General features: G+C 67.1%; 18 protein-coding genes and 1 pseudogene. 6 read left to right on the plus strand and 13 right to left on the minus strand.

Going from position 1 to position 22,042, the window contains the following annotated elements; genetic code table 11:
• Positions 1–22: 22 nt before the first annotated feature.
• The 3 genes from hemF to RQI28_RS03355 are packed head-to-tail and all read right to left on the minus strand — an operon-like array spanning position 23 to position 3,008.
• Positions 23–994, minus strand: coding sequence for an oxygen-dependent coproporphyrinogen oxidase (gene hemF, locus RQI28_RS03345; RefSeq protein ID WP_311221157.1), 972 nt, complete (start codon positions 992–994; stop codon positions 23–25).
• The gene (gene purD / locus RQI28_RS03350) at positions 994–2,292 is read right to left on the minus strand and encodes a phosphoribosylamine--glycine ligase (RefSeq protein ID WP_311221158.1); all 1,299 of its coding nucleotides are present in this window, start codon (positions 2,290–2,292) and stop codon (positions 994–996) included. The genes hemF and purD overlap by 1 nt, the downstream gene beginning before the upstream one ends.
• Entirely contained in the window at positions 2,289–3,008 is a 720-nt protein-coding gene (locus RQI28_RS03355) for a YebC/PmpR family DNA-binding transcriptional regulator (protein ID WP_311221159.1), read from the minus strand. Before RQI28_RS03355 ends, purD begins: the two co-directional genes overlap by 4 nt.
• 70 nt (positions 3,009–3,078) lie before the next feature.
• Between RQI28_RS03355 and RQI28_RS03360 the strand changes: the two genes are divergently transcribed.
• Complete coding sequence (locus RQI28_RS03360; protein WP_311221160.1) at positions 3,079–4,611, plus strand: helicase HerA-like domain-containing protein; 1,533 nt, start codon at positions 3,079–3,081, stop codon at positions 4,609–4,611.
• A 94-nt stretch (positions 4,612–4,705) separates the two neighbouring features.
• Here RQI28_RS03360 and RQI28_RS03365 read toward each other — a convergent pair whose 3' ends face one another.
• From RQI28_RS03365 to RQI28_RS03385, 5 genes are all read right to left on the minus strand, one after another.
• Positions 4,706–7,180 (minus strand): penicillin acylase family protein, encoded by a 2,475-nt coding sequence (locus RQI28_RS03365; RefSeq protein ID WP_311221161.1) that lies wholly within the window; start codon positions 7,178–7,180, stop codon positions 4,706–4,708.
• Between the two features lie 211 nt (positions 7,181–7,391).
• A complete protein-coding gene (locus RQI28_RS03370) occupies positions 7,392–8,381 on the minus strand; it encodes an LD-carboxypeptidase (RefSeq protein WP_311221162.1) in 990 nt (329 codons plus the stop codon).
• 76 nt (positions 8,382–8,457) lie between these two features.
• On the minus strand, positions 8,458–9,615 hold the full coding sequence (gene tadA / locus RQI28_RS03375; protein WP_311221163.1) for a tRNA adenosine(34) deaminase TadA: 1,158 nt from the start codon (positions 9,613–9,615) through the stop codon (positions 8,458–8,460).
• 48 nt (positions 9,616–9,663) lie between these two features.
• Positions 9,664–9,918, minus strand: coding sequence for a hypothetical protein (locus RQI28_RS03380; protein WP_311221164.1), 255 nt, complete (start codon positions 9,916–9,918; stop codon positions 9,664–9,666).
• Between the two features lie 97 nt (positions 9,919–10,015).
• A complete protein-coding gene (locus RQI28_RS03385) occupies positions 10,016–11,176 on the minus strand; it encodes a branched-chain amino acid ABC transporter substrate-binding protein (RefSeq protein ID WP_311221165.1) in 1,161 nt (386 codons plus the stop codon).
• Between the two features lie 190 nt (positions 11,177–11,366).
• Between RQI28_RS03385 and RQI28_RS03390 the strand changes: the two are divergent.
• The 3 genes and pseudogenes from RQI28_RS03390 to RQI28_RS03400 all read left to right on the plus strand — a co-directional run.
• A pseudogene (locus RQI28_RS03390) lies at positions 11,367–11,625 on the plus strand (U32 family peptidase); the annotation flags it as partial.
• 251 nt (positions 11,626–11,876) lie between these two features.
• A complete protein-coding gene (locus tag RQI28_RS03395; protein WP_311221166.1) occupies positions 11,877–13,163 on the plus strand; it encodes an aminotransferase class I/II-fold pyridoxal phosphate-dependent enzyme in 1,287 nt (428 codons plus the stop codon).
• 41 nt (positions 13,164–13,204) lie between these two features.
• Positions 13,205–13,654 carry an energy transducer TonB gene (locus tag RQI28_RS03400; protein ID WP_311221167.1) on the plus strand — a complete coding sequence of 150 codons (450 nt, stop codon included), beginning with the start codon at positions 13,205–13,207 and terminating at the stop codon, positions 13,652–13,654.
• A 13-nt stretch (positions 13,655–13,667) separates the two neighbouring features.
• Here the strand turns inward: RQI28_RS03400 and egtB are convergent, their stop codons facing one another.
• The gene (gene egtB / locus RQI28_RS03405) at positions 13,668–15,029 is read right to left on the minus strand and encodes an ergothioneine biosynthesis protein EgtB (protein WP_311221168.1); all 1,362 of its coding nucleotides are present in this window, start codon (positions 15,027–15,029) and stop codon (positions 13,668–13,670) included.
• Positions 15,030–15,055: 26 nt separating this feature from the next.
• Positions 15,056–15,973: an L-histidine N(alpha)-methyltransferase gene (egtD, locus tag RQI28_RS03410; protein ID WP_311221169.1), complete on the minus strand. Its 918-nt coding sequence runs from the start codon at positions 15,971–15,973 to the stop codon at positions 15,056–15,058.
• A 192-nt stretch (positions 15,974–16,165) separates the two neighbouring features.
• Between egtD and RQI28_RS03415 the strand changes: the two genes are divergently transcribed.
• On the plus strand, positions 16,166–17,197 hold the full coding sequence (locus tag RQI28_RS03415; protein WP_311221170.1) for a metal-dependent hydrolase: 1,032 nt from the start codon (positions 16,166–16,168) through the stop codon (positions 17,195–17,197).
• A gap of 156 nt (positions 17,198–17,353) precedes the next feature.
• Here the strand turns inward: RQI28_RS03415 and RQI28_RS03420 are convergent, their stop codons facing one another.
• Together RQI28_RS03420 and RQI28_RS03425 are read right to left on the minus strand one after the other, a co-directional pair.
• Positions 17,354–17,974, minus strand: a complete 621-nt coding sequence (locus tag RQI28_RS03420; RefSeq protein WP_311221171.1) for an OmpW family outer membrane protein — start codon at positions 17,972–17,974, stop codon at positions 17,354–17,356.
• A gap of 159 nt (positions 17,975–18,133) precedes the next feature.
• The gene (locus RQI28_RS03425) at positions 18,134–19,141 is read right to left on the minus strand and encodes a DUF808 domain-containing protein (RefSeq protein WP_311221172.1); all 1,008 of its coding nucleotides are present in this window, start codon (positions 19,139–19,141) and stop codon (positions 18,134–18,136) included.
• A 188-nt stretch (positions 19,142–19,329) separates the two neighbouring features.
• Between RQI28_RS03425 and RQI28_RS03430 the strand changes: the two genes are divergently transcribed.
• A complete protein-coding gene (locus tag RQI28_RS03430; protein ID WP_311221173.1) occupies positions 19,330–21,120 on the plus strand; it encodes an EAL domain-containing protein in 1,791 nt (596 codons plus the stop codon).
• Here RQI28_RS03430 and RQI28_RS03435 read toward each other — a convergent pair.
• On the minus strand, positions 21,107–22,006 hold the full coding sequence (locus RQI28_RS03435) for a LysR family transcriptional regulator (RefSeq protein ID WP_311221174.1): 900 nt from the start codon (positions 22,004–22,006) through the stop codon (positions 21,107–21,109). The genes RQI28_RS03430 and RQI28_RS03435 overlap by 14 nt on opposite strands.
• Positions 22,007–22,042 lie beyond the last annotated feature (36 nt).

Here is a 22,042-nt window from a genome sequence, read left to right on the forward strand (position 1 = left end):
GGGAGACTGGTTGAAAAGCGTCTCAGAGCCAGTCGCGCCGCTGCAAAAACCGCGCCGTCAATTCGGCCTCGGGCGAGCCCGCAGCGTCCTCGCGCTGGTAGGCCCAGGCGGCCAGGGGCGGCATCGACAGCAGGATGGATTCGGTGCGCCCGCCCGACTGCAGGCCGAAGTGCGTACCCCGGTCCCACACCAGATTGAACTCAACGTAGCGCCCCCGCCGGTAGAGCTGGAAAGCGCGTTCGCGCTCGCCGTAGGGCAGACTCTGGCGCCGCTGCACGATGGGCAGGTAGGCGCCCAGAAAGGCGTCGCCCACCGACTGCATCATGGCCAGGCTCTGCTCGAAGCCGGGCTCTGAAAAGTCGTCAAAGAAGATGCCGCCCACGCCGCGCTGCTCGTTGCGGTGCTTCAAGAAGAAATACTCGTCGCACCACTGCTTGAAGCGCGGGTATTTGTCGTCGCCGAAAGCCGCTAGTGCGGCCTGGCAGCTGCGGTGAAAGTGCACCGCGTCTTCGTCAAAGCCGTAGATGGGCGTCAAGTCCATGCCGCCGCCGAACCAACAGACCGGCGTGGCACCCGGGTGGCCGGCCGCGATCATGCGTACGTTCATGTGCACGGTGGGCACATAAGGGTTGCGCGGGTGGAACACCAGCGACACGCCCATGGCCTCGAACGGCGCGCCGGTCAGCTCGGGCCGGTGGGCCGTGGCCGAGGGTGGCAGGCGCGGTCCGCGCACGTGCGAGAAGCCACAGCCGGCCCGCTCGAACACGCGACCGCCTTCCAGGATGCAGGTGATGCCGTCGCCCTGCAGCGGCTCGCCCGGCGCCTTGGTCCAGGCATCTGAGCGAAAGCGCGCCCCGCCCTGCTCTCCCGGGCCTTCGACGTCTTCGAGAGCGCCGGTGATGCGGGCCTGCAGGCCGACCAGGTAATCGCGCACCCGAGCAGCCACCGCCCCGGAATGGATCGGCAGCGACGCCTCGGCAGCGGTCTGCAGCATCAGCTCTTGATGGCGCGGTGGCCGATGTCGCGGCGGTACTGCGCGCCTTCGAAGTGAATGCCGCGCGCCACGTCGTACACGCGCTGCTGCGCCAACTTCACGCTGTCGGCCAGGGCCGTCACGCACAGCACGCGGCCGCCGGCGGTACGCGGCACGCCGGCTTCATCCAGCGCGGTACCGGCATGGAACACCATGGCATCGTCGGTATCTGCCGGCAGGCCGGCGATGGCGTCGCCCTTGCGCGGGTTCTCCGGGTAGCCATGGGCTGCCATCACCACGCCCAGCGCGGGGCGGCGGTCCCACTGCATCTCTAGCTGGTCGAGCTTGCCGTCCACCGCTGCGCCCAGCACGTCCACCAGGTCGCTCTTCAAGCGCATCAGGATGGGCTGCGTTTCCGGGTCGCCCATGCGGCAGTTGAATTCCAGCGTCTTTGGGTGGCCGGCGGCGTCGATCATGAGGCCGGCGTACAGAAAGCCGGTGTACGGAATGCCGTCTTTTTCCATGCCGCGAATGGTGGGCAGGATGATCTCGCGCATGGCACGGGCGTGCACGTCGGCCGTGACCACGGGCGCCGGCGAATACGCGCCCATGCCGCCGGTGTTGGGGCCTTCGTCGCCGTCTTTCAGGCGCTTGTGGTCCTGGCTGGTGGCCAGCGCGGCCACGTTCTTGCCGTCGCACAGCACGATGAACGACGCTTCTTCGCCTTCCAGGAACTCTTCGATGACGACGCGCGGCTCGGCCTTCCCGTTCTCGCCTTCGTTGTGGCTCACGCCGTACTTGTTGTCGACCAGCATGAACTCCACCGCGTCATGCGCCTCCTGCAGCGTGGTGGCCACCACCACGCCCTTGCCGGCCGCCAGGCCGTCGGCCTTGACGACGATGGGCGCGCCCAGGCGGTCTACATAGGCATGCGCGGCCACCGGGTCGGTGAAGGCCTCGTATTCCGCCGTGGGAATGCCGTGGCGCTTCATGAAGGCCTTGGAAAAAGCCTTGGAGCTTTCCAGCTGTGCAGCGGCCTTCGTGGGGCCGAAGATGCGCAGGCCGTGTGCGCGGAATTCATCCACCACGCCAGCGGCCAGGGGCGCCTCGGGGCCGACTACGGCCAGGGTGATCTTCTGTGCCTGCGCCCACTCGCGCAGCGCACGCACATCGGTGATGTCCACGTTTTCCAGTTGGGAGTCGAGCGCCGTGCCGCCGTTGCCGGGCGCCACGTACACCTTCGTCACCTTGGGCGACTGGCTGATCTTCCAGGCCATTGCGTGTTCCCGGCCGCCGCCACCAATCACGAGAATTTTCATAATGCTGCGTTGTGATAGACCTCTTGCGCGTCGTCCAGGTCTTCCAGGACGTCGAGCAGTTTCTGCATCCGTGCAGCGTCGTCGCCTTCCAGCTCGATGGTGTTTTCAGCACGCATCGTGACTTCGGCCAATTCAGGCACCAACCCGGCCGCTTCCAGCGCGTTCTTCACCGTTTCAAAGTCGGCATACGCGGTCAAGACCTCGATGGCACCATCTTCGCCGGTGACCACGTCTTCGGCGCCGGCCTCCAGCGCCAGCTCCATCACGCGGTCTTCATCGGTGCCGGGGGCGAAGATGAGCTGACCGCAATGCTTGAATTGAAACGCCACCGAGCCTTCGGTGCCCATGTTGCCGCCATGCTTGCTGAAAGCGTGTCGTACTTCCGCCACGGTGCGCACGCGGTTGTCGGTCATCGTGTCGATGATGATGGCCGCGCCGCCGATGCCGTAGCCCTCGTAGCGGATTTCTTCATAGCTCACGCCCTCGGCATTGCCGGTGGCCTTGTCGATGTTGTATTTGATGCGGTCGGCCGGCATGTTGGCGGCCTTGGCCTTGTCGATCGCCAGGCGCAGGCGCGGGTTGGCCGACACATCGCCGCCGCCGGCACGCGCCGCCACCGTGATCTCGCGGATGATCCGCGTCCAGATCTTTCCGCGCTTCTCATCCTGCCGCCCCTTGCGGTGCTGGATGTTCGCCCATTTACTGTGTCCTGCCACGGGTGTCCTTGTGCTACTGGTATTGATTTAATCTACTGATTGCGATTTTACTTTTGACTGCCCACCCATCATGGCCGAACCTCTTTTGATCGCCCGCTCGGGCACCACCGAATGCCAACTTCTGCCCGGCCTGGCCAACCGGCACGGGCTCATCACCGGCGCCACCGGCACGGGCAAAACGGTGACGCTTCAGACGCTGGCCGAGGGCTTCTCGCGCATCGGCGTGCCGGTGTTCATGGCCGACGTGAAGGGCGACCTGACCGGCATCAGCCAATCCGGCCGCATCGGCGACAAACTCGCGGCCACGCTGGCCGAAAGGGGCATTGCGCTGCCCGAGCCCGCGGCCTGCCCCACCACGGTGTGGGACGTGTTCGGCGAGCAAGGCCACCCGGTGCGCGCCACCGTGTCCGACATGGGCCCGCTGCTGCTGGGCCGCATGCTGGCGCTGAACGAGACACAGCTGGGCGTGCTGAATCTGGTCTTCAAGATCGCCGATGACAATGGTTTGCTGTTGCTCGACCTGAAGGATCTGCGGGCCATGCTCACCTACGTGGGTGACAACGCGAAGCAGTTCACCACCGAATACGGCAACATCAGCGCCGCCAGCGTGGGCGCCATCCAGCGCGGCCTGCTGCAGATCGAAACGCAGGGCGGCGACCGGTTCTTCGGCGAGCCGATGCTCGACATCAACGACCTGATGCAGACGGTGGACGGCAAGGGCGTCATCAACATCCTGGCAGCCGATAAGCTGATGAACGCGCCGCGCCTTTACGCGACCTTCCTGCTGTGGATGCTGTCCGAGCTGTTCGAGACCCTGCCCGAGATCGGCGACCCCGACCAGCCCAAGCTCGTCTTCTTCTTCGACGAGGCGCATTTGCTGTTCAACGAGGCGCCCAAGGTGCTGGTCGAACGCATCGAGCTGGTGGTGCGGCTGGTGCGCTCCAAGGGCGTGGGCGTGTACTTCGTCACGCAGAACCCGCTGGACATTCCCGACAGCGTGCTGGCCCAACTGGGCAACCGCGTGCAGCACGCGCTGCGCGCCTTCACCCCGCGCGACCAGAAGGCCGTCAAGGCCACGGCCACCACCATGCGCCCCAAGCCGGGGCTGGACATCGAAGCCGCCATCACCGAGCTGGCCGTGGGCGAGGCGCTGGTGAGCTTTCTGGACGCCAAGGGCCGCCCCAGCATCACCGAGCGCGTCTACGTGCTGCCGCCGGGCAGCCAGATCGGCCCGATCACGCCGCAGCAACGCCAGGCGCTGCTGGCCCAGTCGCTGGTGGCCGGTGTGTATGAAAAGACCGTGGACCGCGAATCGGCCTACGAGAAGCTGCGCGGGCGCGCCGATACGGCGGCAGACAACGCCAGCAATGCCGCTAGCGCGCAACGCGGTGGCAGCGCAGCCGGCGCCCCGGCGTCGGGCGACGCAGGAATGATGGGCGGGCTGAACGACGTGCTGTTCGGCTCCACCGGCCCGCGCGGCGGCAAGCGCGACGGCTTGGTGCAGACCATGGCCAAGTCGGCCGTGCGCACCATGGGCACGTCGCTGGGCAAGGAAATTTTGCGCGGCGTGCTGGGTAGCATCTTCGGCGGCAAAAAGCGCTGAGATTCAGCCACCAGCGATTTACTATTATTTTGATAGCTACCAGCGCTTGATGGATAAGCGCTACAGGCCAATTTGACTCATATTCAAGCCGCCCTCAAGGCTCCAGCACCAGCCGGTGCCTGAAGCGCTCTGGCGCCAGCTGCAGCCGCCGCAGGCCGCCCTGCGCCCAGGCCTCGGCCATATCGCGGTAGCGCGGCGAGAACACCAGCCCGCTCTGCCCCGTCTGGTAGATGAACAGCGACTGTTCCGGGTCACCCAGGTCGTACACCGCGCGCAGCGATGCGGCGTGGCGGCTGGCGAAGGGCTCGGTCTTTTCGGCCGGGTTGTACTGGCCGACATTGACGGTGTAGGCGTCGCCCGGCGAGGGCACGCGCACGTCGAACCAGCGCGCCAGCAGCGGCACGTTGCTGAACGGGCGGTGCACGCTGAGCGCCGGGTGCGCCGCGCCCCAGCGCCAGCGGGCGGGGTCGGCGCCGTATTGGGCAGCCAGCCGATCCAGCGCCCGGTGCAGCGCAGCGCCGGCCTGCTGCGGGCAGGTCAACGGCTGGCACCACCAGGCGTCGCCGCGCTCCAGAATGCCTTCGATGGCGGCACGAAAGTCGCGCCGGCCGTAGAGTGCGGCGAATCGATCGGCGCCCATGCGCGGCAGCAGCAGGCCGCGCGCCAGCTCATCCGTCCACAGGGCAAAGATCAGCGGCGCCGCGCGGTCGGTTCGCATGTCGCCGTCCCAGCCCTGCAGTTCGGCCTGCGCGCGGCCCGCCAACGCGTGGGTGGAAGGCGCGGCGGCCAGATGCGGCAGCAGCCGCAGCGCGGCCAGCGAGACCGTGTCCTGCTGCAGCGCGCGCAGGCTGGCCACGTCGTGGCGCGGCGTGACCTCCAGCCGTTCGGCGATGCGGTCATAGCGATAGGGCAGCGCCCAGTCGGCGGTGATGAAGTGCGCGTAACCCTGCGCCGTGATGCGCTGGTTGGCCGTGGCCAGCCAGCCGCGTGCGGCGCCGTCGTCCTGCGGGGCGCCCTCCAGCGGCAGCCAGCCCTGCCAGTCGTAGCGCGCGTCCCAGCCGGGCGCGGGCGCCACGCCGCGCATGTCGTTGCCCTCGCCGCGCAGCGGCACGCGGCCCATGGCCTTGAAAGCGATGTGGCCGTGCACGTCGGCCGCCACCACGCTCTGCATGGGCGAGTGGTAGTGCGCGAACGCGGCGAACAATTCATCCACCGACTGCGCCTGGTTGGCCAGCAGGCCGGCCAGCACGGTCTGGTTGTCGGCGTCCAGCGCGCTCCAGCGCAGCGCCAGCACGTGGCGGTTCAGCTCGATCACGCCGCCGTGCAACGCTGGCTGCGCGTCGCTCAGCACCGGGCCGTGGCGCGTGGCGCGCACGGTATGGCGCACGTCGGGCTGGCCCTTGACGCGAATGGTGTGCTCGCGCTGCGTGAACGGCGCCCAGCCGTCGGGCGTGCGGTAGCGCTTCGCGTCCGCCGGGTCGATCTGCTCCAGATACAGATCCTGCACGTCGGGCGCGGTGTTGGTGAAGCCCCAGGCCGCCTGCGCCGTGCGCCCCAGCACTACGAAGGGCAAGCCGGGCAAGGTGGCGCCGATCACGTCCATGGCGGCGACGGCGCTGCCGTCGGACGCCACGCCTGCTGGCGCCTTCAGCCGCGCGAAGTACCAGAGCGCCGGCGCGCCCAGGCCCAGGTGCGGGTCGTTGGCCAGCAGCGGCTTGCCGCTCACGGTACGGCTGCCCGCGACCACCCAGTTGTTGCTGCCCCGCCCGCCCGGGTCGCCCGCTTGAGCGAAAAGCTCATGCGCCCATGGGACTGACGGCACGGCGGTGGCTTCGGCTGCTGACACCTTGTCGCCCTGCGCGCGATACACGCCCAGCCGCTCGTACAGCGCCGCCAGGTCCACACTCGTCGCGGGCGCCTCGCCGGGATACGGCGGCATCAGCTGCCAGAGCCGGTCGGTGGGCAGCGTGCGCGCCAGCGACAGGCGTGCGAATTCGCTGCCCCAGTTGCCGCTCAAGTCCAGCGCCATCATCAGCGCCCAGCCCACGCTGTCCTCGGGCGACCAGGGCGTGCCGCTGGCGCCGCCGGGTTGCGCGCCCAACAGCAAAAATTCTGGCGGCAGCGCCTGCGGCCGGTGCTGGTGGAACGAGGCGATGCCCCGGCTGTAGGCCTGCAGCGCCTCGCGCGCGAAGGGCGGCAGGCCGGCGTACTGGCGGCGCGCTGCGCCGGCGATGTCCAGCGTGCGCATCAGCCGGTCGGTGTCCAGCGCCGCCGGGCCGAAGAGCTCCGAGAGCTCGCCATGCATCAGGCGCCGGTTGAATTCAAGCTGCCAGGTGCGCTCCTGCGCATGCACGTAGCCCATGGCAAACCAGGCATCGAAGGGCGTGGCCGCTTCGATGTGGGTGACGTCTGCCTCGTCGCGCCGCACCTTCACGGGCTGCGTGAGGCCTGCCGCTTGCAAACGCCCGTCGAGCGCGGAAAAGCTGCGCAGCACGTAGACGGCGGCTGCGGCGCCTGCCAGCAGCGCCAGGGCCACCAGGGCGACCGCGCCTCGCCGAATCCATCCCATGGGTCGCCCTTCCCTTCAAATGCCCGGCAGGGCGATGTCCGTCAGTGAAGAAAAGTCCGTTCGGGCTGAGCCTGTCGAAGCCAGGGCACGCGGTTGCGAACACCCTTCGACAGGCTCAGGGTGAACGGGTTTCTCAGGGCGGACGGGTCTCATTGGCTGGCACTACGATGCAGGGGGAAATTCTTAGCGTGGGCCTTAGTGCCTTAGTGCCTTAGTGCGTATGGCCCCAGTAGATCAAGGCATCGCGCCCTTCCACCGACAGCGACACCGGCGCGCCAACGGGCAGCAGCACCTTGGTGGGCACATGGCCGAACGGCAGGTTGGTCAGCACGGGGGCCTTGATCTGCGTGCGCAGCCAGTCGACCACGCTCTGCAGCTTGAAGCCCTTGTCGTGCGGGGTGAGCTGGTAGTCGGAGAACTGCCCCAGCACGACGGCCTTCTGGCGGGCCAGCACGCCGGCGTGCAGCAGCTGGGTCAGCATCCGCTCGATGCGGTACGGGTGCTCGTTCACGTCTTCCAAAAACAGGATGCCGCCGCGCACGTCGGGGAGGTAGGGCGTGCCCACCAGCGACGCCAGCACGGCCAAGTTGCCGCCCCAGAGCGTGGCGTTCTTCACGTAGATGTCACGCACCGCGGGCTTGCCGTCGGCCTTAGGCTTTTCGGCGTTCATGCGCCAGCCGGTGCCTTCGCCGTGGCCGGTGAACAGGTCGTCCAGGCAGGCCAGCATGATGTCGTCGGGCTCGCCTTCGCAACCCAGGTCGCCGACCAGCGCCGGGCCGGCCCAGGTGGTGGCGCCAGTCTTCGCCAGCAGCGCGGATTGGAAAGCGGTGAAGTCGCTCAGGCCCACGAACCGCGTGCCACCGCCCACCGCCTTGGCCACGGCCTTGTAGCGAATGCCTGGCAGGATGCGCGAGAGGCCGTAGCCGCCGCGCGAGATCAGCGCCACGTCAGCACCGCTGGCGGCTGCGCGGTGGATGGCGGCCAGACGTGTGGCGTCGTCGCCGGCAAAACGCGTGTGGCTGGCCAGCGCGTCAGTGTCGATTTCGACCTCATGGCCCATGCTTTTGAGCCGCGCCACGCCGCGCTTGAAGCCGGCCTTGTCGCGCACCGCGCCCGAGGGCGAGTAAACGTAGATGTGCAGCGGGCCGTGGTGATGGCCGCAATGGTCGCCGTGGTGGGAATGGTCGTGATCTGAGGACAAGGCATTCAGGCCGTGCGCGGCCTGCTCCGAAAGAATGAACGTTGCGCAGCGCCTTCGCATGGCTGCGGGCGTGGCGTCAAGGGCGGAAGTATTCCACAGCGAGTGCGGCCAGGGCTTCGCCATTCAGCGCCGGGTCGGCCCGGGTAGCGACCGGCAAGCCCGCTTGCACAGCCCGCGCCCAACGCGCGAAGGCCCGTGGCGCGGCGCGATGCCCCGCGTCAGGGAACGGTGCGGCCCAGCAAGCGTCCACATCGCCCTCTTCACCGGCCTGCGATGCCGTGCAAGCCAGCAGGCCGGCGAAGCGCCCTGGCAACGCCACGGGCAACGCGGCCGCCAAACCGTCGTTTTCTTCGGGCACCACCAGCACGGCGTTGCGCAGGTCGAGCCGCTCTGCGAATTCGATCAGCACCTGCCGATGCCATTCCCACGTGTGCACGGCCTCCTTCTTGGGCTTGTCGCTCTTGCCAAAGCCGATGAGGTCGGGCGCGACCACACGATCACCCGCCGCCAAAAACACAGGCAGCATGCGCCGCCACGCGTAGCTCCACGCCGGGCTGGCATGCAGGCACAGCCAGGTGCGGGCAGCGCCCTGCGGGCCCTCATCAAGGTAGTGCAGGCGCAGGCCGTCCAGCGCGGGCAGGTCGCTCACGTAATGCGGCGCCCAGGGGTAGCCGGGCAGATCGGCAAAGTGGCGTTCGGGCGTCCTCAGTGCGTCGTCGCGCAGGGGGTGAGCGGCCTGGGCCTGCGCGCGCTGCTGCTGGCGGCGGCGCTGGAAGAAATCGCTCAGCAGCGCGCCGCATTCAGCAGCCAGTACACCGCCTTGCAAACCGGTCTGGTGATTGAGCTTCGGCTGGGCAAACAAGTTGACCACCGAGCCGGCCGCGCCCGTCTTCGCATCGGCCGCGCCAAACACCACGCGCGGCAGGCGCGCGTGCAGCATGGCGCCGCTGCACATGGCGCAGGGCTCCAGCGTGACGTAGAGCGTGCAGCCGTCGAGCCGGTAGTTGCCCAGCCGCTCGGCCGCCGCGCGCAGGGCCGCGATCTCGGCATGCGCCGTGGGGTCATGGCCGGCGATGGGCGCGTTGCGGCCGGTGGCGATCACTTCACCCGCGCGCACGACGACGGCGCCCACCGGCACCTCGCCCGCGTCGGCGGCGGCACGGGCTTCGGCCAGCGCCAGGCGCATCCAGACAGCGTCATCCTCCGAGGTGGCATGAAGGGTTGAATCACTCATCTTTTGATAGCTACTTGCGCTTATTAGACAAGCGCTGGAGGCATTTTTTTACTTGGATTCATCTTCGGGCATGGGGCGCGGCTGCTGCATCAGCGTGTCCATCTGCTGGCGCACCTGCTGCTGGATCTGCTGGCTCTGGTCGCGCACCGAGCCAGTCGGCGCGCTGGCCGGAGATTGCGGCGAACCTGTGACGGTGGGCAGCGCCGGCACAGCCAATTGCGGAGCTGCCATCTGGCGCTTGGCCAGCACCGCCACGATGGCCAGCGCCACCACCAACCCGACCAACCCGAACGCTCTGAACATCGCTTTGCCCCTGGAAAAACATGCGGGGGCCACTGTAGCGCGCCGCACAGCACAACGGCCGCTCGCGGCGGCCGTTGCGCAAGGCAAGAAACGCAGATCAGTTCAGCGCAACGCGGGCGTTGGTGGGGTAGTGGTACAGCGTCACGGCAGGCTGGGTCAGCTCGCCCTTGGGGGTGAATGCCACGTTGGCCGTCACGCCCTTGTACTGCGTCTTGGCGATGAAGGGCGTGTACTTGCGCGGGTCCACCGAGTCAGCGCGCTTCATGGCGTCGACCAGCACCATGGCCGCGTCGTAGGCGTAGGGGCTGTAGATCTGGAACTGGCCAGGGAACTGCGCGTCGTAGCGCTTCTTCCACTCGGCTCCGCCCTGCATCTTGGTGACCGACGCACCGCCGGTGGCGCAGGTCACGTTCTTCAGCGTGGCGGACTTGCTCGCCAGCTCGGGCAGCTTTTCGGTGCACAGCGCGTCGCCGCCGAAGAACTTCACTTGCCCCAGGCCCAGTTGCTCGATCTGGCGCAACATGGGGCCGGCCTGCGCGTCCAGCCCGCCGTAGAAGATGCCGTCGGGCTTCTTGCTCTTGAGCGAGGTCAGGATGGCCATGAAGTCGGTGGCACGGTCGTTGGTGAATTCTTCGCCCACCACGGTCAGGCCCTTTTGCTGCGCGGTGGCCTTGAAGACTTGAGCCACGCCCTGGCCGTAGGCCGTGCGGTCGTCGATGATGGCCACGGTCTTGAGCTTCAGGTGGTCGGCCGCGTAGATGGCCAGCGCCGCGCCCAGCGCGCTGTCGTTGGCGATCAGGCGAAAGGCGGTCTTGTAGCCGGGCTTGGTCAGGTCTGGGTTGGTGGCCGACGCGGTGATGTGCGGTAGATCGCACTTTTCATAGATGGTGGACGCGGGAATCGACGTGCCCGACTGCAGATGGCCCACCACGCCAGCGACCTTCAAGTCGCACAGCTTCTGCGCCACAGCGGTGGCTTGGCGCGGGTCGCCCGCGTCGTCTTCGGCGGCCAGCTCGAACTTGATCTTCTTGCCGCCGATGACCAGGTTCTGCGCGTTCAAATCGGCGAGCGCCATGCGCACGCCGTTCTCGGTGTCCTTGCCGATGTGGGCGATGCCGCCTGACAGGGGGCCGACGTGGCCGATCTTGACGGCCTGCACGTCCTGGGCAGACGCGGTGGCCGCCGCTGCAAGGGCGCAGGCCAGGGCCGTCAGTTGCAGGGGCAAACGCACGCGGGAAGCGGGGGGCAAAACAAACATTCGGTCTCCGTGGCTGACTTGGATAAAAGTTGCCGCAGCCGGTTGCTGCAAGCCTGCCTATGCTAACCAGGACCGCACCAAGAACGGGCAAACCAGGGGCAAAGACGCGTCAATCTGGTGCAACCGCGCCCCACATTGCGAACCCATTTGCGCAACGGATCCAAGCCCACCGTGCGCGGCGCAGCAGCTGCTGGATCTGCCGCCCATCCAGCTGCATGCGTCCACGCAGACCGACATCCGCACGCCCGAGAAAATGCGCCTCCTGCAGGACGACGGGCTGTCGCAGATCGTGATCGGGCGCGAGCTGGACCTGCAGGAGATCGCCGCCTTGCGCGCTGCCACCGACCCTGCGCGCACTACCATCGAGTTCTTCTTGCAAGGCGCTGTGCGTGGCGTACTCGGGCCAGTGCTACATCACCCATACCCACACGGGCCGCAGCGCCAACCGCTACAGTTCTACCGCACGCGGCCTGCGCTCCATTCGCTATCATAAAAGTAGCTACTAGCGCTGATAGAACAGGCGCTGCAGCCCTCTTTTCCATAAACCCTGTTGCGACTGCAAGCAACACGGCCCACGCATAAGCTCATCGCCAAAGATTCGATCCGCGCACGCAACCCCGGTGCCAAAATGGCCGCGCCCGGCCCGCCCCCAAGCGGCGCGCAGGCGCCCTTTCACACACCCCATCGGGAGACACACTGCATGAAGATCGAAACGCTTGCCGTCCACGCCGGCTACACGCCAGACCCCACGACCAAGGCCGTGGCGGTGCCCATCTACCAGACGGTGGCCTACGCCTTCGATAGCGCCCAGCACGGCGCGGATTTGTTCGACCTGAAGGTGCAGGGCAACATCTACAGCCGCATCATGAATCCGACCAACGACGTGCTGGAAAAGCGCGTCGCGGCGCTGGAAGGCGGCATCGCCGCGCTGGCAGTGGCCTCGGGCATGGCGGCCATCACCTATGCCATCCAGACCATCGCCGAGGCGGGCGACAACATTGTCTCGGCCGGCACGCTCTACGGCGGCACCTACAACCTGTTCGCCCACACGCTGCCGCAGCAAGGCATCACCACCCGCTTCGCCGATGCGCGCGACCCGGCCAGTTTTGCGCGGTTGATCGACGAGCGGACGAAGGCCATCTTCATCGAATCCATCGGCAACCCGCTGGGCAACGTGACCGACATCCGCGCGCTGGCCGACATTGCCCACGCGCACGGCGTGCCGCTGATCGTCGACAACACCGTGCCCAGCCCCTACCTGCTGCGGCCCATCGAGCATGGTGCGGACATCGTCGTGCATTCGCTCACCAAGTACCTGGGCGGGCACGGCAACAGCGTGGGCGGCGCCATCGTGGACAGCGGCAAGTTCCCCTGGGCGGAGCACAGGGCGCGCTTTCCCCGCCTGAACGAGCCCGACGTGAGCTACCACGGCGTGGTCTACACAGAAGCGCTGGGCGAGGCGGCCTTCATCGGCCGCGCCCGCGTTGTGCCGCTGCGCAATACCGGCGCCGCGCTGGCACCGCAGAACGCCTTCCTGATTCTGCAAGGCATCGAAACGCTGGCGCTGCGCATGGACCGCATCTGCGACAACGCGCTGGCGGTGGCCAGGCAGTTGCAAACGCACCCCAAGGTCGAATGGGTGCGCTACGCCGCCCTGCCCGACCATCCTGACCATGCCCTGGTGCAGCGGCAACTCGGCGGGCGCGCCTCGGGCATTCTGTCGTTCAGCTTGAAGACCCCGGACGGCATCGATCCCCGGGCGGCGGGCGCACGCTTTCTCGACGCGCTACAGCTCTTCACGCGGCTGGTCAACATCGGCGACGCGAAATCGCTGGCCACGCACCCGGCGTCCACCACGCACCGCCAGCTGAACGCGGCCGAGCTGGCCAACGCGGGCGTGAGCGAAGGCATGGTGCGCCTGTCGGTGGGCATCGAGCACATCGACGATCTGCTGGCCGACCTGGCCCAGGCGCTGGACGCGGTGTGAGCCTGCGGCGTGGCAGGGCCGCTCGCGCGATACTCGGGGCCATGACCCATCACCGCGCTCCCCTCGCCCGCCGCTCCCTCACGCTGGCCGCGACGCTTGCAGCCAGTGTGCTGCTGGCGGCCTGCGGCACCGGCCCCGCCGGCTCCGACAAGACGGAAGAAGACTTCATTGCCTACCGCAAGAGCCAGGACCTGCTGGTGCTGCAGCAGCAGATCAGCCCGCCGCTGGACGCCCCGCTCAAGCTGCTCGAATCGCCCGAGCCGCGCTATCCCTCGTACCTGATCACCATGGGGATCAAGGGCAATGTGGTGGTGGCTTTCGAGGTACTGCCCAGCGGACATGTGGGCGACGCCAAAGTGCTGCCCGGCACCGACGAGTCGTTGAACAAACCTGTGCTGGATGCAGTGCGCCGCTGGCGGTTCGATCCGCCGAAGCGCGATGGCAAGGCGGTTCGCCTGCAGTTGAAGCAGACGTTCAAGATGGCGCCCTGAGGCGTCTGCCGCGTCAGGCGTCGCGCGCCAGGCGAATGCCGCTGACCTGCCAGCGCGCGCTGGCCGGAAAGAAATTGCGATAGCTGGCCCGCACATGGCCGGCCGGCGTTACGCAGGAGCCGCCGCGCAGCACGTACTGATTCACCATGAACTTGCCGTTGTACTCACCAACCGCGCCGTCGGCAATCCGAAAGCCGGGATAGGCGGAGTAGCTCGACTGCGTCCATTGCCAGGCATCGCCGAAGAGTTGCGCTAAAGGCGTGTCGCCTTCCGCGGGCGTGCTGCGTGCGGCGCGCGGGTGCCATTCGCCGCTGTCGGCAAAGTGGCCGACCGAGCTGTCTGCACCGGCTGCGGCTGCCTCCCATTCGGCCTCGGTCGGTAGCCGCGCACCGGCCCAGCGGGCATACGCATCGGCTTCGTAGTACGACAGGTGCACCGCCGGCCGATGCGGCGCGAGCGGGCAGGCGCCGGCAAGGGTGAACTCTTCCCAGGCCGCAGCGCCCTGCAATGGCGCGCTGCCGTCGGCACGACCTGCCACCCGCCGCCAGTACATCGGGTGCTCCAGCTGTTGCGATTTGCGCCAGTCCCAGCCTTCGGCCAGCCAGTGCGCAGACTCCCGGTAACCGCCGTCTTCCATGAAAGCGAGATATTCGCCGTTGGTGACCAGGCGCGAGGCCAGTTGGTACGGTGCCAGGTACACGCGATGGCGCGGAACCTCGTTGTCGAACGCGAAGCCTTGGCCGCCGTGGCCAATATCCACCAAACCGCCTTGAAAGCTGCGCCACGCCAGCGGCAATGCTGCGGGGTGCAGCGAAGCGCCTGAAGCCGCCGTAGCGCGGGCCCGCTCTTCATAAGCCGGCCACAGCGGGTTGCATGACAGCAGGTGCTTCAGGTCGGTGAGGATCAATTCCTGGTGCTGTTGCTCATGCTGCAGGCCCAGCTCGATCAGTTTGGTCAATGCCGCGTCGTCTGCGCGATCGCGCAACAGGCGCGCGATTCGGCCATCCACGTTCATGCGGTAGGCCAGCACCTGCGGCAGCGCCGGCCGTGTCAGCAGGCCGCGCTGGGCGCGCGGGTGCTGCGCGCCCAGCCCGTTGTAGTACGAATTGAACAGCACGCGAAATGACGGATGGAACGGTGCGAAGCCTGGCTCATACGACTCGAGCACGAAGGTTTCGAAGAACCAGGTGGTGTGCGCCAGATGCCATTTCACCGGGCTGGCATCGGGCATGGACTGCGCGCAGCAGTCTTCATCGGTCAGCGGCATGGCCAGTGCCGCCGTGGCCTGGCGCACGTCTTCGTAGTGGTGTAGCAAGGTAGCCCCGTCTGCGGCAGAGAAGGCGCTGATGTCTTGGGACGGAATGGGTCGGGTCATGGTCATATTGGGCCTTGTCGTGTCGCTCAGGGGCGGGCATGCACCACGGCGTACCAGCCCTGGTCGTCCGTCCACGCCTGTGCGCGAGAAAAACCAGCGCCCGCCAGCAATGCCGAGAACGCGGGCAGCGTGTACTTGTAGCTGTTTTCGGTATGAATGCGCTCACCCACCGCGAACTGGCGCTGGCCGCCGGGCCAGCGCACACAGGCTTTGCTGCGCGCTTGCAGGTGCATCTCGATGCGCGACTGGGCGTCGTTGAAGAATGCCTGGTGCTGCCAGTCGCCCGGCGCGAAGTCACTGCCTATGAGACGGTTCACATGGGCGAGCACGTTCAGGTTGAAAGCCGCCGTCACGCCAGCAGCGTCGTCGTACGCGGCCTCCAGCACATCCACGCTCTTGCGCAGATCGACGCCAATCAACAGGGCGCCGTCAGCGTTCACCAGGGCGCGCATGTGACTCAGCAGCTCATGCGCTTGCGGCGGGTCGAAGTTGCCGATGGACGAGCCTGGGTAGAACACCAGCCGGCCAGCGCGCGGAATGTCTGGCGGCAGTGTGATGCCCTGGGTGATGTCGCCCGCCACCGCATGCGTGCGCAGGCCGGTCACGGCCGCGCCCAGGCGCGCCACGCCATCACGGAGAAAGTCAGCGGAAATGTCCACGCCCACGAAGCGCTCGGGCTGCAGCAGCCGACACAGCGTGCGGGCCTTTTCGCAGCTGCCGGCGCCCGGCTCGATCACCGTGGTGCAGGGCTTGACCGCACGTGCGATGTCTTCGCCATGCGCCTGCATCAAGGCGTTTTCGGTGCGCGTGGGGTAGTACTCCGGCACACGGGTGATCTCTTCGAACAGCTCGGAGCCGCGCTGGTCGTAGAAATACTTGGGTGAAATGCTGGCGGGGTGGCGCGACAGCCCCTGGATGATGTCGAGATGCAATGGGTAGTGCATGGCGTTCGGGGGAGCTGTGAATACGAAATGTACGGTGGCGGAAAAGGCATCCGCAGCGGCATAGATGATTGGGTCATGCCGATGTGACAGGATTGCAGAGCTGACCCGCATCGGCTGTAGGACTTGCCCGCTTCCGGGCTCGATCACCCCTGGCAAGGTCAATCCTTTGCCCATCTCTGCTAATTTCAGCGCATGGATTCACTCACTCAACTCGCCCTCGGCTCCGCCGTCTCCATCGCCGCGCTGGGTCGCCGCACCGCAGTGTGGAAGGCCGCCCTGTGGGGCGCCGCCGCCGGCACCTTGCCCGACCTGGACACCTTCATCGACCAGGGCGACGCCATCGCCAACATGGTGCTGCACCGGGCGGAAAGCCACGCCCTCTTCTATCTGACCCTGCTGTCGCTGCCGCTGGGCTGGCTGGCCGCGCGCGTGCATGGGCAATCGCACCAGTGGCGCCGCTGGTGGCTCGCCCTGTGGCTGGCGCTCATCACCCACCCGCTGCTGGACTGGATGACCGTGTACGGCACGCAGCTGCTGCGGCCGTTCGACGACACGCCGCTGGGCGTGGGCAGCATCTTCATCATCGACCCGGTCTACACGGTGCCGCTGCTTGCGGGCGTGTTGCTGGCCCTGCTGCTTCGCGGCGGGCGTGGGCTGCGGTGGAACGGCGTGGCGCTGGCGTTCACCACCCTCTACCTGGGCTGGAGCTTCGCGGCGCAGCAGTACGTGGCGCAGGTGGCGCGCCAGGCGCTGGCTCAGCGCGGCGTGCAGGCAGAGCGCGTGCTGGTCACGCCCACGCCTTTCAACACCGTGCTGTGGCGCGTGGTGGCCGTCACGCCCACGCAATACCTGGAAGGCTTCTATGCCCTGGCGGACGGCAAGAAGCCGATGCAGTGGACGGAACACCCTCGCGGTGCCGACCTGATCGCGCGCTACGGCCAGCACCCGCAGGTGCAGCGCATAGCGCACTTCAGCCGCGGCTTCTGGCGCCTGCAGCAAGATACGCGGGGCCACATCTTCGTGACCGACCTGCGCATGGGGCAAGAGCCGTCATACACCTTCCACTTCGACCTGGGGCCCGCCGATGCAGTGGCCGCTGGCGGTGGTGCCGTGACCCAGCAGTGGCAGCGGCCCGACATTGCGGCCGCCCTGCCCGCGCTGTGGCGGCGCATGCGCGGGCATGGCGGCGGCAGCGGAATGTTCGGGGTGACGAGCGCCGAATGATAGATTTATGGTCTTTTTGGCCTCTGGCGCTTATTGAATAAGCGCTGATAGCTATATTTTCTATAGCAAACCATCTATCAAGCCTGGCGCGCACAAAAAAACTGGTGCGCGGAACCCGCCGTTCTATGACCGACCTACTCAGCGATCAATGGGGCCTCAGAACCGCCAGCCCAGGCCCACGCCCGCCAACACGGGGTTGATCTTGAACGTGCCCACCTTGGCGCCAGCAGAGAACACATCTGTCTTGATGAACACCTTCTTCACGTCGAAGTTCAGGTACAGGTTCTTGGCCAGCGGAATATCCACGCCCACCTGCAGCGCGCCGCCCCAGCTGTCTTTGTCGATGGTGGGGTTCAAGGCGGCTTGCACCGCCGGGTCGAACCGCACGCTGGAAAAGCGCGTGTAGTTGATGCCAGCGCCCAGATAGGGCTTGAAGCCGTTGAACTGCGTGAAGTGGTATTGCGCCAGCAGCGCGGGTGGCAGATGCCTGAGCGTGCCGATCTGGCCCAGGCCGTCAGCGCGAATCTTCTGCTTTTGCGGCACGGTCAGGATCAGCTCGGCAGCGATGTTGGGGCTGAAGAAGTAGGTGATGTCCGCTTCAGGCAGCGCCTTGTCATTGATCGACAGGCCCAGGCCGGTGGAGTCCTTGTTCACGCTGTCCAGGTGCACTGCGCGTGCGCGCACCATCCACGAGCCCTCGGAAGCCGCCTGTTGAGCGAAAGCCGCGCCGGAAGTCATGACGCTCAGGACAGCGAGGGCCAGCCAATGTTTTTTCATAAGGAACTCAATGCGGTTGACCGGGGAAGACCCCCGTAGCCGTATTGAGCCCACTTACCGTGGTGCCAGCCTTGCCTCAGATCAAAGGTGCGCCCGCCTCTGTGGCGGCGCTTTGACCGGTCTCTGACCCAGCGCAAGCGTTGCGGCTCTTCCATCCACTCAGTGCGCGGCGGCGGCCTTGTCGGGCTTGGAGCCACGCAGGCGCTTGACCAGCATCACTACCATCAGGACGATCGCGCCGGCCACGATACCCACCAAGGCATTCAGCAGGTTGTTGACCAAAAAGCTCCACAGCCCGCCCGCCGGCCACTGGGCCGCGCTAGCAGCCAGCCCCTCGACCCAGTGCGCCACAGCAGGCACACCGTGCACCAGAATGCCGCCGCCCACCAAGAACATGGCGGCCGTGCCCGCAATCGACAGCCCCTTCATCAACCAGGGCGCCATAGCGACAATGCCGCGCCCGATGGCACGGGCCACGCTGCTGGCCTTGTTGCTCAGCCACAGGCCCAGGTCGTCGAGCTTGACGATGCCGGCCACCAGGCCGTAGACGCCCACGGTCATCAATACCGCGATGCCCACCAGCACGGCTACCTGCTGCGTGAAGGGCGCCTGGCTGACCGTACCCAGCGTGATGGCGATGATTTCGGCCGACAGGATGAAGTCGGTACGCACGGCGCCCTTGATCTTGTCCTTTTCAAAACTGGCCATGTCCACCGCCGGGTTGGCGTTGGCCAGGGCATGGGCCTCGCGGGCCGCGTCCTTGCGAGGCTCGTCGCTGTGCAAGAACTTGTGCGCCAGCTTCTCGAACCCCTCGTAGCACAGGAAGGCCCCGCCCACCATCAGCAGCGGCGTCACCGCCCAGGGCAGAAAGGCGCTGATGAGCAGCGCCGCCGGCACCAGGATGGCCTTGTTCACCATCGATCCCTTGGCCACCGCCCACACCACCGGAATCTCGCGCTCTGCGCGCACGCCGGACACCTGCTGCGCATTCAGCGCCAGGTCGTCCCCCAGCACACCCGCCGTCTTCTGCGCGGCGACCTTGGTCATCACCGACACGTCGTCGGCCATGGCCACGCTCTTGCGCGCAGCCACCTTGGTCATCAAGGCGACGTCGTCCAGCACCGTGGCGATGTCATCGAGCAAAGTCAGAAGGCTGGCACCGGCCATGGAAGTTCCCCAAGGTTACAAAGCGGCCGATTATGGGAGGAAAACCGGGCGCCGCCCCGCCGCACCGGCGGCAGCGTTCGCGGGACAAAACCCTGTCCTCTGCAACGTCGCCGGTGCGGCGCGAGACGGTGCCGAAGTGGCTGGGTTAAAGTTTCGCGTCTGTTTCCCTGCCTTTTTTCTTCCAGCCCATGCCGTTGCACAGCACTTCCGAGCCCGAGCGGCTGGCCACCCTGCAGGCCACGGGGTTGCTGGACACGCCCCCGTCTGAAGAATTCGACCGCATCACCCGGCTGGCCAGCCATGTGTTCGACGTACCCATGGCCCTGGTAAGCCTGGTGGATGCGGACCGGCAGTGGTTCAAGTCGGAAGTCGGCATGGACGTGCGCGAGACATGCCGCGAGGACGCTTTCTGCGACCACACCATCCGTGAGCACGGCGTGATGGTCGTGGAAGATGCGCTCACCGATCCACGCTTCAAGAACAACAACCTGGTCCTGGGCTCCCCGCACCTGCGCTTTTACGCGGGCGCGCCGCTGCGCCTGCGCAACGGGCACGCGCTGGGCAGTTTGTGCGTGCTGGACACGCGCCCCCGCAGCTTCGACGAGGCGCAGCAGCGGCAGTTGGTCGACCTGGCCGCGCTGGTGGTGGCACAGATCGACCTGCAATGTTCCTTCGCCCGGCTGGACGAGGCCACGCTGCTGCCCAATCGCAGCCAATTGCTGGCCGACCTGGCCGGACTGTGCATGAGCGAGCCTGGCGGCGAGCGCGTGCTGGTGTTGCTGGAACTGCTGCCCCTGGAAGCCCTGATGGACGTGAAACGTGCCGTGGGCATGGATGCGATCGAAGCGTTGAGCCACGAGATGGGCAAGCACATCACCCGCTGGCTGGCGGGCGCCGCGCGCGTGTACCGCACCGACATGGGACATTTGGCGCTGTTGCTGACCGGCCACTCTCTCACCGAAGCCCGTGCGTTCGCGCACGAGTTGCTCCATGCGCTCGACCAGTCGCGTTCCGGGCGGGACGACGGAAAGCGCGTTGTGATCCACCAGCACCGCCGCGTCGGCCTGGTGCCGTTTCTGCTGGAGCCGACGGATGCGGGCGATGCGCTGCGACGCGCGAACGTGGCGTTGTTTCACGGCCTGGACACGCTGGACGACGTGAGCGTGTACGACGCCGCAGCCGATGGCCGCCACCGGCATTCGTACGACCTGCTGTCGCGGGTTCCGCGCGCCTTGCAGGCCAACGAATTCCGGCTGGTCTACCAGCCGCAGTTCGATCGTGCATCGATGCAATACACCAGCGTGGAGGCGCTGCTGCGCTGGGACCACCCGCTGCTGGGAGCCGTCTCGCCGGGCGAATTCATTCCGCTGCTGGAAAAGACCACCTACATCCAGTCGGTGACGCATTGGGTGATGGACACCGCCATCGCGCAGATCCGCGAATGGGAGGACCACGGCCTGAGGGTGAACGTGGCCATCAACGTGTCGCCCCGCAATCTGGAGCAACCCGACTTCGTGCGGCAGCTGAGTGACTGCTGCAAGCGACATGGCGTGGAGCCATCGCGACTGGAGATCGAATGCACTGAGAACGCGGTGCTGACCGAAGGCCCCACGCTGGCCGCGATTCGCGCCGTGCGCGCGCTGGGCGTGCGCGTGGCGCTGGATGACTTCGGCACCGGCTATTGCAATTTCGGCTGCCTCTACGGCTTGCAGGCCGAGGTACTGAAGCTGGACCAGTCGCTGATCCGGCCCATCGGCCATGACGCCCGCGCGCTGGACGTCGTACGTGCCATGGTGCAGTTGGGCCACACGCTGGGCTACCGCATGTTGGCTGAAGGCGTGGAGACGGCCGAGGTCTTCGACGAGTTGCTGCAGATCGGCTGCGACCAGGCGCAGGGCTATTACCTGAGCCACCCGCTGCCGCCGGCAGCGGCGTTCGACTTCCTGCTCGGCTGGAACCAGCTCGTCACGCCGGTGTGACCGTGGCTCCCAGGTGCCGCAGCAGGCTCTGCAGGGCGGGCGGCAGGCTGGGCCAGTCGCTGTAGCAAAGGCACAACCGGCGCTGCGCCCAGCCATCCAGCAAAGGCACAGCGCGGTAATGGCGGCCGCGCCGCAGTCGCCGGGCCGTGCTCTGCGGCACGATGGCCACGCCCACGCCGTGCGACACCATGTCGCACTGTCCATCGAAGGTGTTCATGCGAATGCGTGTGGCCAGCACGGCGCCCGCCGCCCGGGCGTGCTCGTCAATGTGGTCCTGCAGCGCATGGCCTGCCGACAGGCCCACGAACGCTTCTCCCAGCACATCGACGAACCGCACTGAAAGTCCGGCCTGCGCGATGGGGTGCGCAAGCGGGGCGATCAGCACCAGCCGGTCGCGCGCCACCGGCTGCAACTGCAGGCCGGGGGCGTCCACAGCATCCGACACAATGCCGGCCTGCGCCAGCCCGGCCCCGATCAACCGCACGATGTCTGCGCTGGTGCGCTCCTTCAGATCCACCTGCAGGCCCGGGCGCTCGGCCAGCCAGGCGCCCAGCTGGCGCGGCAGGAATTCGGTGAGCGCGGCGGTATTGGCGTACAGATGCAGCGTGCCGCGCGCACCAGCGGCAAAGTCGCGCAACTCGCCACGCAGCAGTGCCTGCTGGCGCACGATGAGCCGCGCGTGGTGGGCAAGCGCCTCGCCGGCTTCCGTGGCCACCACGCCGCGCGGGCGGCGCTGCAGCAACGGCACACCAGCGTCAGCCTCGATGTGGCGCAAGCGCTCGCTGGCAGACGCCAGCGCCAGGTTCGCCTGCACGGCGCCCTGCGTGATGCTGCCGGCATCCACCACGCTGAGGAAGAGACGAAGATCCGCGAGATCGAGCCGCATTCGGTGGCTGCCAGTGGAGTGGATGGACGGTAACGC

The organism is Acidovorax sp. WCS2018Noco2-16, from assembly GCF_031843945.1.
Classification (GTDB): domain Bacteria; phylum Pseudomonadota; class Gammaproteobacteria; order Burkholderiales; family Burkholderiaceae_C; genus Paracidovorax.

Bases quoted from the DNA above. Each gene is read 5' to 3' on its own strand.
- hemF (WP_311221157.1), bottom strand. From the start codon at position 994: ATGCTGCAGACCGCTGCCGAGGCGTCGCTGCCGATCCATTCCGGGGCG.
- purD (WP_311221158.1), bottom strand. From the start codon at position 2,292: ATGAAAATTCTCGTGATTGGTGGCGGCGGCCGGGAACACGCAATGGCC.
- RQI28_RS03360 (WP_311221160.1), top strand. From the start codon at position 3,079: ATGGCCGAACCTCTTTTGATCGCCCGCTCGGGCACCACCGAATGCCAA.
- RQI28_RS03365 (WP_311221161.1), bottom strand. From the start codon at position 7,180: ATGGGATGGATTCGGCGAGGCGCGGTCGCCCTGGTGGCCCTGGCGCTG.
- tadA (WP_311221163.1), bottom strand. From the start codon at position 9,615: ATGAGTGATTCAACCCTTCATGCCACCTCGGAGGATGACGCTGTCTGG.
- RQI28_RS03380 (WP_311221164.1), bottom strand. From the start codon at position 9,918: ATGTTCAGAGCGTTCGGGTTGGTCGGGTTGGTGGTGGCGCTGGCCATC.
- RQI28_RS03385 (WP_311221165.1), bottom strand. From the start codon at position 11,176: ATGTTTGTTTTGCCCCCCGCTTCCCGCGTGCGTTTGCCCCTGCAACTG.
- RQI28_RS03395 (WP_311221166.1), top strand. From the start codon at position 11,877: ATGAAGATCGAAACGCTTGCCGTCCACGCCGGCTACACGCCAGACCCC.
- RQI28_RS03400 (WP_311221167.1), top strand. From the start codon at position 13,205: ATGACCCATCACCGCGCTCCCCTCGCCCGCCGCTCCCTCACGCTGGCC.
- egtB (WP_311221168.1), bottom strand. From the start codon at position 15,029: ATGACCCGACCCATTCCGTCCCAAGACATCAGCGCCTTCTCTGCCGCA.
- egtD (WP_311221169.1), bottom strand. From the start codon at position 15,973: ATGCACTACCCATTGCATCTCGACATCATCCAGGGGCTGTCGCGCCAC.
- RQI28_RS03415 (WP_311221170.1), top strand. From the start codon at position 16,166: ATGGATTCACTCACTCAACTCGCCCTCGGCTCCGCCGTCTCCATCGCC.
- RQI28_RS03420 (WP_311221171.1), bottom strand. From the start codon at position 17,974: ATGAAAAAACATTGGCTGGCCCTCGCTGTCCTGAGCGTCATGACTTCC.
- RQI28_RS03425 (WP_311221172.1), bottom strand. From the start codon at position 19,141: ATGGCCGGTGCCAGCCTTCTGACTTTGCTCGATGACATCGCCACGGTG.
- RQI28_RS03430 (WP_311221173.1), top strand. From the start codon at position 19,330: ATGCCGTTGCACAGCACTTCCGAGCCCGAGCGGCTGGCCACCCTGCAG.
- RQI28_RS03435 (WP_311221174.1), bottom strand. From the start codon at position 22,006: ATGCGGCTCGATCTCGCGGATCTTCGTCTCTTCCTCAGCGTGGTGGAT.